This is a genomic window from Sulfobacillus thermosulfidooxidans (assembly GCF_001280565.1).
In the GTDB taxonomy this organism is placed as follows: domain Bacteria; phylum Bacillota; class Sulfobacillia; order Sulfobacillales; family Sulfobacillaceae; genus Sulfobacillus; species Sulfobacillus thermosulfidooxidans_A.
This window is the reverse complement of the sequence record NZ_LGRO01000001.1, coordinates 343,318-356,399: the sequence shown is the minus strand read 5'-3', so window position 1 is coordinate 356,399 and position 13,082 is coordinate 343,318. Positions and strand designations below refer to the sequence as shown.

Sequence of the window (13,082 nt, the reverse complement as noted above, 5' to 3'; positions counted from 1 at the left end):
ATGGGCTTTTAGTAGTCAAATAAGTCATCCGTTAGAGTCTCGCCCAGTTCATCGTGCCCAGGATGTTCCCGCAATAAAGGGGGTGTTATGTTCTTAGCTTGCCCGCCTTAAATTCTTAGTTCGCGTAGCTTACATTCTTAGTTTTCTTACCTTATATTCTTAGGTCCTAATGCTTACATTCTTAGTTTGCGCTTCTTATATTCTCACAGTAAAACTTTTCCAAAAAACCAAGAACCCTTATGAGTCCTGTATTTCCGACGATGCTCAAATTTGTAATTATATAGGCTTATTTTTTGTAGTTTGTTTTGGTTCTGTCTTGTATCCCTGCCTATATAGAATGACGTCTCAGGAGATTGGTCGCTTATTTTTCGATAGATTAGGTGATATGTTTTTCATCCTGCACTTTGCCACTTAACTGCACTCACAAAAGTTCAAAAATCCTCAAGGAGGTTGTTTCTATGAAAATCGCCATCGACGTCGGCCACGGCTATGTTAAGGTGTTAAACGATGCCCAACGCACGATGTTTCCTGCCCTCATTGCTCCCGCTCCCCCTCTTGTTGAATTAGGTGAAGCGGCTCGTCGTCCGATGATCACCCAAATCAACGGGGAAGAATTTCTCATCGGTGACCCTGCTCGCCCGTATGCCGTGCCCCGGTGGAGCCGGGATAAGGCGAGTGACCCGGAAACCTTAAACCTCATGTTGGTGGCCGCTGCCGCCATTGGCGCCATGGGCCCGGTCGATTTAGCCGCTGGTCTCCCGCTCTCGTGGTTCGGTAGCGGGCGCAAAGCCTTTGCCGACGCGCTGTTGGGACTCGAAGCGCAAATCGTTCTCCCGGATGGCACGCACACCCATGTTTGGATCGAAACCACCAAAATTCTCCCCCAAGGCGTGGCTGCCGCCAGTACCCTCCTCGCGCAATCGTCGTATGATGCCGGCGACTATCTCGTGGTGGATATCGGGTATCGCACCTCCGATTACATTGTCGTGACCAAAACGCCAACCGGGAGCCTCTCGTTTCACCCCGATCAAGCGGGCAGTTTGGAACTGGGGACGCACGCGATCAACGCCTGGGTGGCCGAAGAGCTCACCAAGACGTGGAATTTGCCCTTTCAGCCCGCCGAAGTGGAAGAACGGGCGAACGTCCATATCAACGGCCAACGGGTGAACCTCGACCCCTTGCGGCAGAAGGCGTTAGCGCATCTGCAAGGGCAATTGCGTGACCGGTTGATTGAGAAACTCGACCAAACGTGGCACAAACTGGCGGGCAAAGTCTTAGTTGGTGGTGGTGCCATTCCCTATGCCGCTGCCTTACCCGATGCCCACATTCCCGATAATCCCCAATGGGCGAATGCGCAAGCCTATTTGATGGCGTTAACCCTGTCATCCGGCGTGGCTTCGCACTAAAGTGACGGCACCGTCAAAGCCTTGTGGCATCTGGCTTACCGTACATTTTTTGTTAGAAAGTGCCGTCACACTGTAAAAGTCTGTTGAAGAGTAATTTTCAGGATGCCAGCACTTTTGCGGGTTAATCACCCGCAAAGGCTTGCGGCATAAGGAAAGGAAGGTGCCGTCACATGGCTTCGTCTTCCATTAAAAAATTGACGATTCGTTTACACGACTCGGAAGATCAGGATTTGTTGGCCTTTCTTCAACAAATTCCTGTCGGTCAACGCGGAACCCTTTTGCGCCAAGCGTTGCGTTGGTATTTTCTTCCCGGCGGGTTTCACGACGTCGTTTCGCGCCTCGATCAGCTGAACGCCGCCCTTTCATCCGGCGCGTTGGCCGCTTTGCCAGCATCCGATACCTCGGTGCCTTCTCCGTCGCCTCCCGATGAGGATACGGCTCAAAAAGCGATGGATGCGATGAAACAAGCCTTTGCGGATATGGGCTGGGGCGATTTCCCGTAAAGACCCCGGCCTGAACGCCGGCAAGAGGACGATATGGGCAAGGAGGCGCTCTTGTGATTTCTTTCGATGCTTGGACCCGCCCGCTCTTTCTGGTTGCGCAACCCATTTGCGGAGCGCCGGAAAGCCTGGCCGAAATTTTGTCGCGCGTCCGGCCCGCTCAGCAAGACTGGACGATCTCGCCGTTGACGTGGTGGCGCTTAGCCGCCACGGTTGATGCCCGCATTGTCGCCTATTTAGATCAGTGGGTCTGGGATCATGTGCAAGATTGGGCCACATCGCATGACGGGCATTGGCACCTCAATGTGTGGCCCCAAACCATTACCGCCCAATGGCCTCCGCTCACTCATCCTCCGTCCTCGCGGGTTGCTGCCCGGATTGCCGTGGAAGTGACCGAACAATGGCCGTGGGATGCCTCAACCTGGCGGCGTTTAATCACGTGGCATGACTACGGCGGGGCGATTTGGCTCGATGATTGGACTGATCCGTATCATATTCCGCACTATCCGGGGTTAACCGGTCTGAAACTCGACCGCCGGATTTGGCAAATGGATGTGTTACACCCCGAGGCGCAAGCCCTGTGGACCGATTTTATTGCCCGGTGTCATGACCGGGGCTTACAAGTTGTGGCCGAAGGCATTGAAACGCCCGCTCAATGGGATATCGCCCGTGCCTGTGGATGTGATGGCTTTCAAGGCTTCTTGTGGGGCTTTCCCCAACCTTGGCCCGATACGCCCGCCGCTTTAGCCGGCGGATAACCCGCCGGCTTCGTCTCACACTTATTCCGAAATGTGGTGATTCGTATGTCAACCCTGCTCGTTTGTGCTCCCTCCTGGCGCTGTGATGCCCAGCAATTAACCCGTTTAGCGGAGTATTTTCGTTGGTGGCTGGGGCGGCCCATTCGTGTGACGATCCCCGACACGAAGCCGCGAACCGTTCACGGTACGCTGTTAGTCTGTACCCCCGATTTTTTTGTCATTGACGGCCCGCGTTACCGGGAATCGTTCGATTGGTGGCAAGTGTGGAGTGGCCGGATTCGTGTCACGGAACCCAATGGGGCCCTCATTTGGCATCATCCGGCTTCGGGATTGTCGGAAATCCTGTAATCTGATGCAAAGGAGATGACGCAATGGCTGAGTATGCTGTTCATCCGATTGGCACCACTGTGCAATTTTCCACGCTAGACGCCTCACACACCGGCGGCATCGCCACACGCGGCCCCAATTTTTTTGCACGTCTATAGTGACACGCCCTGGCTCTCTCTTTTGCTACACGCCGAGCGCGTGTTAATGACCTGGCAGTTTAAGGGCTTGTACTGGCAGCAATGGACGACCATGACGCAACCGTCTTGGTCTGAACCGCCGCTGTATTGAATGACGGTGAATCTGCTCAGTGCTGCCAAAGCTATTGCACGCCGCCGGTCTCGCCGGTTTGCGGTCCACTGGTCTGCTCACGTGTATGCGACCGATCCGGCTCGCGGGCGCTGGTTGGCCCGACCTCCCATCGTGGCATCGGGCACGGCCTTAGATGTGTCGGTGGAAGGCGTGCAAATCCAGATTCCCCGTCAGGCTTTAACCCAGAGCGTTCCCGATCCGTGCTGGATCCAACTCGACAGCCCGCATCAACGCTGGCAGTGGCCCGCGACAATTTTGCGATTGTCTGCGGATGGCGCGTGGGTGCGACTGGCTCTACATTTTGACCCGCAATCCTTATCGGATGCGCAACAGGACACCTGGCGCGATTGGGTCCAGTGGCTGAATCATCCCACGGACCTCGTGGCGTTACCGGCTTTGCCCTTCGTTGACTCGCCCTTACTTCATTAAGGGGCTCTGACAAGGCCCCGGTGACGGCTCCTCATGGTGCCCGGCGGCCTGACCTGTCAGCCCGCCGGGCTGTGTGAGACGTGTTCTTATCTCACACAAAGGAGTCGATCACACGATGTCGCACACTGTCAAATACTCGTTATACGCCGCGTTACAAACCTTGCCACCTGACATTTTACCCGTCATTTCTCTTGCTTATGGATTGGTCGATGGCCGCCCGTATTCGATTCGCCGCATTGCCCACACCTTAAACTTGTCCGAACGCCGGGCCCGTCAATTATTAGAGCAAGGCTTACGTCACTTACAAGCCGATCCGGTCTTGCACGATTGGCACCGGATTGACAAAGCCCGTCGCCTCTTACACCAGAGTGCCTAAGTGCTATCACCGCGCTCGCTGTCGAGCGCGGTTTTTTATGAGGCCATCGTATTTTCCGACAAGGAGGCCTGTTCCCATGATGTCCCCGTCATCCCCGTCGACGACTCCCTCTCTCCAGTCTCGCTTGTTGGTCTGGTTGCAACGGAGTACGGATGGCTTGTTCGGATTGGTTCTGGTTGGCGTTTGGCTGATGGCTTTTGTGGTCATCGGTCTGATGGTCGTCAGCGTCTGGCATGGCCCGTTAACGTATGGGCATCTTATCGGCTTATTAGACCCGTTGTTGTTTTTGCTCATGCTCGGTGAACTGGTGCATACGCTCCATCTCGCCTTGCAGACCCATCATTTGCCCCTCAAGCCCTTTATTGCCCTGCTCTGGCTAGCGGTGATTCGGCGGCTGTTGGTCGTCATTACGACGGCCACGTCATGGAATTTGACGACGCTGGGCCTTTTAGTGGCTGGCTTGCTGATTTTGAGCGCGATGCTGGTGCTCTTGCCCAATCAATCAGCGGATTAAGCCGATAAAAACATCAATCTGCTATCACCCTCTTCCGTTCCCTTTTATCTGCACCCTGAACGCATAGGCAACTATCTGTTTACCCGATGTTCTGATACCATTCAGAGTATCGTGCGTTTCCTATTGACTTTCCCAAGGAGGCCGTATTCATGGCTATCACAGTGTTTGATGCATTAACGAGCAATCCCACGTTAGCTGATGCGCAATCGTTCGTTATTCTCGGTTTTGGCCCCACCCCACCGACTGGCCTCATCCAAGCCCAAAATACAGACGATTTTCTGCGATTTGGCGTCGCCTTGGGCCAAGCGCTGCATGCGCAATATGGCACGCAAGACGGCTTACAAGCCTTTTTGCTGATGATGTCCACCGTCTTGCGCGCTTTTATCCTGGGCGATCAAGACGATGCTTCGGTATAATCCGCTGTGTGCCGTACCTGCCATGGCTCACACAATCTGTCTTTACCCGAGGTGATGGCGATGTCGCCCCACGAGTATTTCCAGCGTATCGGTGCCTTAAACGTTCAAGCTGATACCCCGTGGCCCTTTCGCTTTAACGCTTCGGAACCGTTTACACTGACGTTTTCCGCTCAAGACTCCCTTGCGTCCTTCGCGTCTTTGTGGTCACATGCATGGACCGAGTTTCTGCAACCCGTCCTGATTTTGCCTGACTTTGCCCTGGTTCCTTATTCTCCATCCTGCGCAATTACTTATTCCTATGACAATTTTGACCCCTCGTGGGAATGGCGCTGGTCTATTTTAATGCACCATGATCCACTTGATTCCGCATGCTTAGAAAACATCGCTCCCGACCTCATCGCGTGGGCCAGTCTCATGTTGGTCATTCGGATCGTTCACCACACGCATACACCTATTCCAACGTTTTCCCTCAGGATTTCGATTGTTAGCGGCCATCCTGCTGTCCCGGACCGCGTGGTTATCCATGCGGAAGAGCTTACTGCGATTACCTGGCGCTGGATTCCTCTGAAACCGGATACAGAAGCCGATATCCAACTCCTCTGGAATGGCGGATCTTTTTCCCTTAAAGATCTGTTGCTTATGACATGCGAACGCGGCTTGCAAATTCCATCATCGGCGTGGCTTACAGCGTCTCTGTCTTCTCATTCTTGGCGTCAAAAAACGTCCTCACTGAGCACACCGTATACACCGTATTTGGTGAGAACTACCGAATTGACTCTGGGCATATTGATTCTTGCTGTGATCATCAGTCATTTTTTTCTATAGGTTCTGTACACTTACCCTGATTTATCAACGTTATACCGCACTTTTAACCATAATTTGCTCAATGTGCAAGACTTCATAGGACATCCCCAATATTTTGACACGTTAGGGAAACCCGTCCTCATCGGACGAGTTTTTTATTGTCACTAATTTTTGGAGGTGTATTATCTCATGTCCGTCCCCATAAACGGTTCCCTTTATGTTTCTGACGCCGAACTCTTTGCCATGCAATTTCTTCATCGCACCGACTCCTACCTCGATGACGTGCGCCTATCCGTCGAATCGCCCGACCATTTCCTCGTCAGCGGACAATTCATTCACGGTACGCCAGATGCCTTAGGCTCACAGATTTTAGCCATCGACTCTCGTGTCCAAGGCTTCTTGCGCGCCGTGGGCCAATGGGTCCAAACTTTCGTCGATGGCCAGTGTTTCACCGAACCGATCCCCTCCGGTCAAGTGGATTGGGTCGATGACGTGCTATCGCAAACCGATTTAGACTGTCCTCTCTGTCACACCCCTCATAGCTTGCACAAACGCCTCCATGCGGAATGGAACGAAATTTGGGCCTGTACCCAATGCACCGCCGTTCTTTTTACACTGCATGGAAATTTTAACCTCTCAACACTCTCAACGGTTTTTAAGAGTTAACATATCGATATCGTACGCACCAATAAGGAGCGATCCCCCATGCGACTCATTCGCCTCGTCGATTTCCCGGACAGCAAGAAAGCCATTCATCGCGGACCTGTTCCCGGCGGCACGTTTTGGGCCTTAGATGGGGTGCATGATCTTCCTGTGTTTGGCCACCGGGTGGCCTATGCGGATGCCTTGTTTCTCATGAAACACGGCACGCTCTATATCCAGGATGTCCGACAACCGGACACCTGGCATATCGTCTCGGATCTGGCCGCATTACGAGTATTTCACGTCACGTATGCGACGACTTGCGATGGTGACGACTATCCCGTCTTTTGGCCGTATTTGCCGGAACTGTATTATGTGCCCCGGACGTTTCGCGGGGGCCGTTCGATAGCCCGCGTTCAACGGCGGGCACGGTCTATCCCGTCTTAACCGCTTGTTCGCCCGGTTTCCCGAGCGGACGATATTATCATTATTCTTAATGATTCCCATAACCCTTAAAGGAGCGTATCAATGAATCTCATTAACCTCACTCCGCATGCGATTCACTTCATGGCTAACGAGACCACGCTAACCATTGAGCCTTGTGGCACCGTTGCCCGGTGTGCGGTCACCCGCCACGTAACTGGGTATCTCACCATTCAAGGTGTCACCATTCCCGTCACCCGCACGCAATTTGGTGCGGTCGAGGGATTGCCGAATCCTGCCCCCGATACGCTGTACATTGTATCGGCACTCGTGGCTCAAGCCTGTCCGGACCGCGATGATTTGGTCATTCCTGACGATACGGTGCGGGATGATGCCGGACGGATTATCGGCTGCCGCGCTTTGGCGCACGTTTAGCAGCCGGTTTCTATGCAGCTTTTATTTTTTGAATAAAATACCAGAAAGGACGGATGCTTGATGATTACCGTGTTCTGTGATGGTCCTGAACACTTTACAGTTCCCCATCAGCCCGGTCTCTATGCCGTGCGCACGCAATATGGCCCCGGATGGATTGCCGTTTACCCGGATGATACTGCCGATTTTCTTTGGGAACATCCTGACACCTCTATACCGTCCGAACGTTCTGTGGGCGGCGGCGTGCCCATCATGGAGCATTATGTATCGTTTCTGTCTTAGCTGTCTGGATTATTTGCTGTTGATATTATAAAGTCTGGGTATAATACTGATGACGAGGTGACCATCTCATGGCGCGCTATACCGTAATTGTGGAAAAAGGCGATCACGAATATTTTGCCTATGTTCCGGCTCTTCCCGGATGCACCAGTGCTGGCCAAACGCCCGGTGAAGCCTTAGATCGCGTTATTGAGGCTATTCATCTCACACAAAGCTATATGACCGAACACCATATTCCTCTGCCCCAGCCTATTGAGACCATTGCGGAAGTCGAGGTTAATTGACGGAATGCCGCCGTTACCCCACTTAACAGCGCGGGAGCTTTTACAAAAATTGGCACGGTTAGGCTTTATTCGCGTCCGGCAAAAAGGTAGCCATGTTGTCGTGCGCCATGCCAACGACCCTCAGCGGTTTGCTGTCGTTCCTCTGCATAGTCAACGCACCATTCCTCCGGGGACTCTTCAACATATTCTGCATTCCCTTCGTATTTCTATTGACGATCTCAATCAGGCATAACGCCACTTTTTCTCCCATTTTGCTCCTGCCTCTATCACGAGATTGTGGCTGTTTTTATGGGTCTCCTGTGCCTATCGTCTTTCATATCGTGGCTTGCAGCCATGGAGTGCCGTATTGCTCTCTTAACCGGTCCTGACTCGGACCGGTTTTTCTCTCAATGTTCTTATCGAACAAAAGGAGTGAGATAATGGCACACCCTATGACATTAACTGCTGATTTTATCAATACCCAATCGGTCGACTCCTCTCACGGATATTTACACGTTCGTGTATTTTGGGGGATTATCAAAAATTCCATGATACAGAACGGCGACATCGTGTTTTCGGGTGGGGCATCTCTCTCTGGATTGCTCTTTGTCGGCGAATATGAAAGTGAGCCAGAAGACAATGATGGCGAGTTATTTTGCACGACATCTCCTTATGTCGCCTTCCGCACCGTCGATTTTACTGCCCGATACGGGCCCAGAAGTGGCGTAAGCGAAGAATTATTTTTCGCGGACCACACGATCGATGAAACAATTTTCCAACAAGTGTATAAAGCCAGTCACTTATCGCGTACCACCGTTGTCTCCCTTTCTTAACCGGTCCTTCTCGGACCGGTTGTGTTATCTGTGTTTCACTAAAAAAACCTCAAAGGAGCGATTTTCCGATGATGAATCACATTACCCTGATTGGCCGGTTGACCCGCGATCCGGAACTCCGTTACACGTCCCAAGGTGTGCCCGTTGCTTCGTTGACGCTGGCCGTCGACCGCCCGTTTACCAACGCGCAAGGCCAGCGCGACGTGGATTTCATCGACATTGTGATTTGGCGGAAACTCGCCGAAACGGTGGCCAATCACCTGACCAAAGGCCGCCTCGTCGCGGTGGCCGGTCGGTTGCAAGTCCGGTCTTACGAAGCTCAAGACGGTTCCAAACGGCGCGCCGCCGAAGTCATCGCGGAATCCGTGCAATTTCTCGATGGCAAAAAATCCGACGCCAACGCGCCGGTCCACGCCGCGACCGCCGTTCCGCTTCCTGATGATTTGCCGTTTTAACGCGCTATCCCCTGTCGCGCAATGCGACAGGGGTTTTTTCGTGACGGTCCATCATTGACCACGTTTTTTGGTCATCCCACTGTCTCACTACGATTCGCGAGAATGTCGCGTCTAGCCATAGTCCCGATGCGGCATGTTTAGCATAAAACTTGATGAGAGACAACCACAAGGAGGCTACGATGAACAGTATTCCACCAGAAATCCAAGAGTTCTGCCGGGAAGTCGATGATTTTTTTGGGCGATTCGACCTCAGAGGCCAAACGACCCTTCTTCAGAAGATTGTTCATATTCTCAAAAACCCTACGGCCTTTGAGTTCCTGGCTTATGCTGGATTTGGAAGTCCGGCAGAAATGGTTAGACCGGGATTGGATTTGGCTGCTTATATCCGACAAGGCATCTCGATACAATTGAAAGCTCGACAATTACAGCAAAAATATCCCAAAGAATTTACTCTTTGGGTTGCTACGATTACTGACACCGGAGAACTTTTTTGCGGTCATTGGCAATAACCTCTATCAATTTTCCTCGCAAGAGCCAACCGCCTCAGGATGCTCGCTAACCCGATCAGACCCTGCCAGACGTGTTATAGTGCTGGACAATTGGCTGCCCTTTAATCGTTAGTCCAGGAGCTGTTTGGCCTTGGCTTGCTGATTTGGCACACCCTATCCCGTGCTGATCGATTCGGCGGGTGATTCCTCAATGAGAAAGGACTGTCGCATCATGACCCTCTACCTCTCCGGCCCCATGTCGGGCCTGCCCGATTTTAACTATCCCGCTTTCCATGCGGCGGCTGACCGTTTACGCACCGCCGGGTATCACGTCATCAATCCCGCAGAGCACGGCGTGCATCCTGAGTGGACGTATGCCGATTATCTGCGACAAGACTTATTGCAACTGCTAACCGACGCCGACGCCGTGGCTGTATTACCCGGCTGGCGCACCTCGCGCGGGACCCACTTAGAAGTCGCCGTCGCCCACGCCTTATCCTTACCGGTCGCTTCCCTGACCACGTGGCTCTATCGCGCTACGGCGACCTCAACTCTTGTCTTGGAGGGGCGTCCGGTTTAGGTTCCGCCTTATCGCGGCTCTCCCCTACACCTTGTGGCCGTATCCGCCCGTTTCTAACCCACGGGCGGATACGGATAAGCGTGTGCAATTTTTTATATCATTCATCAAGGAGCGTGTCGTGTATGCGATTCTCCCGTCTGGCTCAGGGGTGGGCCGACATCCGGTGTTGGCGCCATGTCGTACGGACCGAAGCGCCGTGGCGCGTCCATGCCTTTCTCCTCGTCTGGGGCGTGACCATGTTGGTCTTGTCGTGGTGGGGCTGGACCGTGATGCACACCCCCTGGCTGTTTATCGTGCAAATCCCCTTTTTGGCCCTCTTAGTCTTTTTGTACGGCCCCTGGCCCCGCACTCCCTCGGTGCTATCTTAAATCCCACGGCGTTTGGTCTCTTTGTCGATTGTCTCAGTCTGTCCCGCCTATTCTCGGAGGTGTTATCCGATGTCCTTGCCTATCACCGTTACCGATGCTTTTATGCATTATTTGGATGAATTACGCCTCATCACCCGGCATGCCACACGCTGTCCGCTGGGTTTGGCCGATCCCCATCAACCGACCGCCCACTGGGCCTATTCCTTACCGGGCGATCCCGGTCATGTGTTTGAAGCCAGCGGCAATGCTCGTGAATGGCATCATGAGGCTCTGGTCCACCTCTGGTATCGCGATGCCCAGGGTGTTATCATCAGCCGCTGGATTTGGCGCGTGGCCTATTATGACCCGGAAGGCTGGGTTGACACCTGGTACGCCCGGTCTCCGCATCAGACTTGGCAACTCATGTCCGACGATCTCTGGATTTTATGGCTCCTCCAGGCGGACGCCGCCTTATGGGGCCAGGTTATCTAATGCTCCCCTCCCCGAGACGGGCCCCCGTCTCGGGGATTTTTTCTGAAAACCTTGCCAATTTCTTCCGAAAGGTGTGTTGCTGCGATGTCTACCGTATCCTCCATTCCGTCAGCCACTCTTTCCGTTCCCGTGTCTTGGCGGTTTTTACACCGCGCCCGTCATGCCGCGCAATCTTTGGCGCCCGCTACCGGTTCCCAGCCCGTCGGCTGGATCGTGCCCATAGGCCGCGTCCTGCCCGCTGGCCTCTGGGTTCATGATCAGCTTGTGCCGTGGCCGTCTCGCACCCATGCGCGGTTATGGCGCCGGATCCAATGGGGGTGTGATCGGACCCAGTGGGATCGCCTCATCATGCACAATGCGTTTTGGGCTATCGTGTCGCACCCGCCCTGGTCGGCCTATGTCCGCGATTTACGCCTGCTCTTTACCAAAAAAACCCCGCAACTGAATCAGTGGGCTGATCTCAGCCAGGCTAAGACCTGTGATATCGCGACGGTCCGCTGGCGTCCTTTATGGCGCCGAGCTCAGCGGTCCACCCAATCCGGCTGGCAACATCCCCAGGCCCCCTGGCTTTTTATCCCGGACTGGCCACCGCTCCAACCCGTATGGGCTCACTGTGCCTGGGATGACACGACGCTGTCCTTAGGCATGCAACTCGCTCACGCCTTAGACGCCGCAGACCGCCACCAGCCGCAATGGCTCGATGCCGTCCCCGTTTCTCTCCTGACGGCTTTGCGCACCACCTTCGGCGTGTGGCAGGCGATGGGTCTCGGCTATTTTGATGAGCTTACGGAGGATGTCTCTCGTGAAACCGCCCGTTCAATATAATTCCCGGTTTAATACGGGGATGCGTTGGTATTGGCCCACCGCCGTTGGCATCTTAGCCGGTGCCCTGGTCGGCTTAGGCACCACAGTGGCCGGCTGGACGGATCCGGCCCTCCAAACCTTAACCCACAACGCGGGCCTCACCAGCATTCTGTCGGGGATTATCGGCACTGCCGCCGGCAACGGCACCATTGATTTTTTTAATCGCTATCTGGCCCGACCCACCAGCACGGTCGATCAAGCCTATCAGCAAGCCCTGATTTGGCCACAGAAAGACGGCTATCTCATCATTCAGCCGCATCACCATAAATCCTGGCGCGGCTGGCGCGATGTCATCAATTGGCAGGCCGCCCCGCACATTCTCGGCTTTACCCGCACCCTCGACGAGGCCCAAGCGGTCTGCCGGAATACCACCCACGATGCCGGCGTGTTGTTCGATGCCACACACGCGGCTCCGCGCGTGCAACGGGCTTTAGATCGGGCTCTGACCGAATATCACCAACATCCTGAAACCTATGCGGCGTTGACCGCTAACGCCCTCACCGATATCTGGCATCTGACACACGTTCCGGGTTCCCCACCGGGACTTGTGGCCTATCGCCACGTCTTGACCGCCGATGGCTCCCGGATTGCGTTCTATCCGCCGCCGCCTGCTACCATGACGACCGTCGAAGCGCTCATCCGTACGATGCAGCAACACGACCTCTTGACCGATAATGACCACCAATTACCGCAAATGCTGCCGCCCGGTCCCGAACTGACGCGGATGCCCGAGATTGACCGGGCGTGGACGATTCAAGGCGCCGCCCGTGTCGCCCAAGAACCCTGGACCCTGGTACCCGTTTTTCGCCATCCCGATCATCCGCCGACGTGGATTGCGGCCTGTCGTATTCCCACGGATCACGGCAGCCGATGGCTATTTTATCCTGACCCGCCGGCCTCATCGCCCCATCCTGATGGGTTGCGTCATGATCTGCAACAAGCGGCAGCTCCCGGTGAATCCCTCCCCGTGCCGTTCGTGCGCGATGTCACCCGGATGACGCAAATTCAAGCGGCGTGGGAGGCCGCCCAGCCCCATCCGCCCTCCCCGGCGCCGGCGGTCTCTGGGCCACGCCATCGGACAGCTCCACGGTTATAAGCCGGCCTCGTCCGGTCCCTGACACCGACCTCATAAGGTCCCACGGTCT

At 54.4% G+C, this 13,082-nt stretch carries 23 protein-coding genes; all 23 read left to right on the top strand.

Translation table 11 applies throughout. The features are described 5' to 3' along the window. The first annotated feature begins 458 nt into the window (after positions 1-458). The 23 genes from AOA63_RS01895 (at position 459) to AOA63_RS01785 (ending at position 13,033) form a co-directional block, all read left to right on the top strand. The gene (locus AOA63_RS01895) at positions 459-1,406 is read left to right on the top strand and encodes a ParM/StbA family protein (protein ID WP_053958122.1); all 948 of its coding nucleotides are present in this window, start codon (positions 459-461) and stop codon (positions 1,404-1,406) included. Between the two features lie 170 nt (positions 1,407-1,576). Continuing rightward, positions 1,577-1,909: a hypothetical protein gene (locus tag AOA63_RS01890; protein WP_053958121.1), complete on the top strand. Its 333-nt coding sequence runs from the start codon at positions 1,577-1,579 to the stop codon at positions 1,907-1,909. Positions 1,910-1,962: 53 nt separating this feature from the next. Continuing rightward, entirely contained in the window at positions 1,963-2,664 is a 702-nt protein-coding gene (locus AOA63_RS01885) for an EAL domain-containing protein (RefSeq protein ID WP_053958120.1), read from the top strand. A gap of 45 nt (positions 2,665-2,709) precedes the next feature. Next, positions 2,710-3,012 carry a hypothetical protein gene (locus tag AOA63_RS01880; RefSeq protein ID WP_053958119.1) on the top strand — a complete coding sequence of 101 codons (303 nt, stop codon included), beginning with the start codon at positions 2,710-2,712 and terminating at the stop codon, positions 3,010-3,012. A gap of 267 nt (positions 3,013-3,279) precedes the next feature. After that, positions 3,280-3,729, top strand: coding sequence for a PilZ domain-containing protein (locus AOA63_RS01875; protein ID WP_053958118.1), 450 nt, complete (start codon positions 3,280-3,282; stop codon positions 3,727-3,729). Between the two features lie 115 nt (positions 3,730-3,844). Next, positions 3,845-4,105, top strand: coding sequence for a sigma factor-like helix-turn-helix DNA-binding protein (locus AOA63_RS01870; RefSeq protein ID WP_053958117.1), 261 nt, complete (start codon positions 3,845-3,847; stop codon positions 4,103-4,105). Positions 4,106-4,181: 76 nt separating this feature from the next. Further along, positions 4,182-4,619 carry a phosphate-starvation-inducible PsiE family protein gene (locus AOA63_RS01865; protein ID WP_053958116.1) on the top strand — a complete coding sequence of 146 codons (438 nt, stop codon included), beginning with the start codon at positions 4,182-4,184 and terminating at the stop codon, positions 4,617-4,619. A gap of 149 nt (positions 4,620-4,768) precedes the next feature. Next, on the top strand, positions 4,769-5,035 hold the full coding sequence (locus AOA63_RS01860) for a hypothetical protein (RefSeq protein WP_053958115.1): 267 nt from the start codon (positions 4,769-4,771) through the stop codon (positions 5,033-5,035). Between the two features lie 60 nt (positions 5,036-5,095). Next, a complete protein-coding gene (locus AOA63_RS01855; RefSeq protein ID WP_053958114.1) occupies positions 5,096-5,860 on the top strand; it encodes a hypothetical protein in 765 nt (254 codons plus the stop codon). Between the two features lie 168 nt (positions 5,861-6,028). Further along, positions 6,029-6,505, top strand: a complete 477-nt coding sequence (locus tag AOA63_RS01850; protein ID WP_053958113.1) for a hypothetical protein — start codon at positions 6,029-6,031, stop codon at positions 6,503-6,505. A 39-nt stretch (positions 6,506-6,544) separates the two neighbouring features. Further along, on the top strand, positions 6,545-6,928 hold the full coding sequence (locus tag AOA63_RS01845) for a hypothetical protein (RefSeq protein ID WP_053958112.1): 384 nt from the start codon (positions 6,545-6,547) through the stop codon (positions 6,926-6,928). An 81-nt stretch (positions 6,929-7,009) separates the two neighbouring features. Beyond that, the gene (locus AOA63_RS01840; protein ID WP_053958111.1) at positions 7,010-7,339 is read left to right on the top strand and encodes a hypothetical protein; all 330 of its coding nucleotides are present in this window, start codon (positions 7,010-7,012) and stop codon (positions 7,337-7,339) included. 60 nt (positions 7,340-7,399) lie between these two features. Continuing rightward, positions 7,400-7,618 carry a hypothetical protein gene (locus AOA63_RS01835; RefSeq protein WP_053958110.1) on the top strand — a complete coding sequence of 73 codons (219 nt, stop codon included), beginning with the start codon at positions 7,400-7,402 and terminating at the stop codon, positions 7,616-7,618. Positions 7,619-7,686: 68 nt separating this feature from the next. After that, positions 7,687-7,899, top strand: a complete 213-nt coding sequence (locus AOA63_RS01830) for a type II toxin-antitoxin system HicB family antitoxin (RefSeq protein ID WP_053958109.1) — start codon at positions 7,687-7,689, stop codon at positions 7,897-7,899. Between the two features lie 4 nt (positions 7,900-7,903). After that, the gene (locus tag AOA63_RS01825) at positions 7,904-8,131 is read left to right on the top strand and encodes a type II toxin-antitoxin system HicA family toxin (protein ID WP_053958108.1); all 228 of its coding nucleotides are present in this window, start codon (positions 7,904-7,906) and stop codon (positions 8,129-8,131) included. 187 nt (positions 8,132-8,318) lie between these two features. Then, positions 8,319-8,711: a hypothetical protein gene (locus tag AOA63_RS01820; protein ID WP_053958107.1), complete on the top strand. Its 393-nt coding sequence runs from the start codon at positions 8,319-8,321 to the stop codon at positions 8,709-8,711. Between the two features lie 68 nt (positions 8,712-8,779). Further along, the gene (locus tag AOA63_RS01815) at positions 8,780-9,166 is read left to right on the top strand and encodes a single-stranded DNA-binding protein (RefSeq protein WP_053958106.1); all 387 of its coding nucleotides are present in this window, start codon (positions 8,780-8,782) and stop codon (positions 9,164-9,166) included. Between the two features lie 179 nt (positions 9,167-9,345). Beyond that, on the top strand, positions 9,346-9,675 hold the full coding sequence (locus tag AOA63_RS01810) for a hypothetical protein (protein WP_053958105.1): 330 nt from the start codon (positions 9,346-9,348) through the stop codon (positions 9,673-9,675). Between the two features lie 211 nt (positions 9,676-9,886). Beyond that, on the top strand, positions 9,887-10,234 hold the full coding sequence (locus AOA63_RS01805) for a DUF4406 domain-containing protein (protein ID WP_082343684.1): 348 nt from the start codon (positions 9,887-9,889) through the stop codon (positions 10,232-10,234). 122 nt (positions 10,235-10,356) lie between these two features. Beyond that, complete coding sequence (locus AOA63_RS01800) at positions 10,357-10,602, top strand: hypothetical protein (protein WP_053958104.1); 246 nt, start codon at positions 10,357-10,359, stop codon at positions 10,600-10,602. A 69-nt stretch (positions 10,603-10,671) separates the two neighbouring features. Continuing rightward, positions 10,672-11,073 carry a hypothetical protein gene (locus tag AOA63_RS01795; protein WP_053958103.1) on the top strand — a complete coding sequence of 134 codons (402 nt, stop codon included), beginning with the start codon at positions 10,672-10,674 and terminating at the stop codon, positions 11,071-11,073. An 84-nt stretch (positions 11,074-11,157) separates the two neighbouring features. Continuing rightward, positions 11,158-11,898, top strand: a complete 741-nt coding sequence (locus AOA63_RS01790) for a hypothetical protein (RefSeq protein ID WP_053958102.1) — start codon at positions 11,158-11,160, stop codon at positions 11,896-11,898. Next, positions 11,876-13,033, top strand: coding sequence for a hypothetical protein (locus AOA63_RS01785; protein ID WP_053958101.1), 1,158 nt, complete (start codon positions 11,876-11,878; stop codon positions 13,031-13,033). Before AOA63_RS01790 ends, AOA63_RS01785 begins: the two co-directional genes overlap by 23 nt. Positions 13,034-13,082 lie beyond the last annotated feature (49 nt).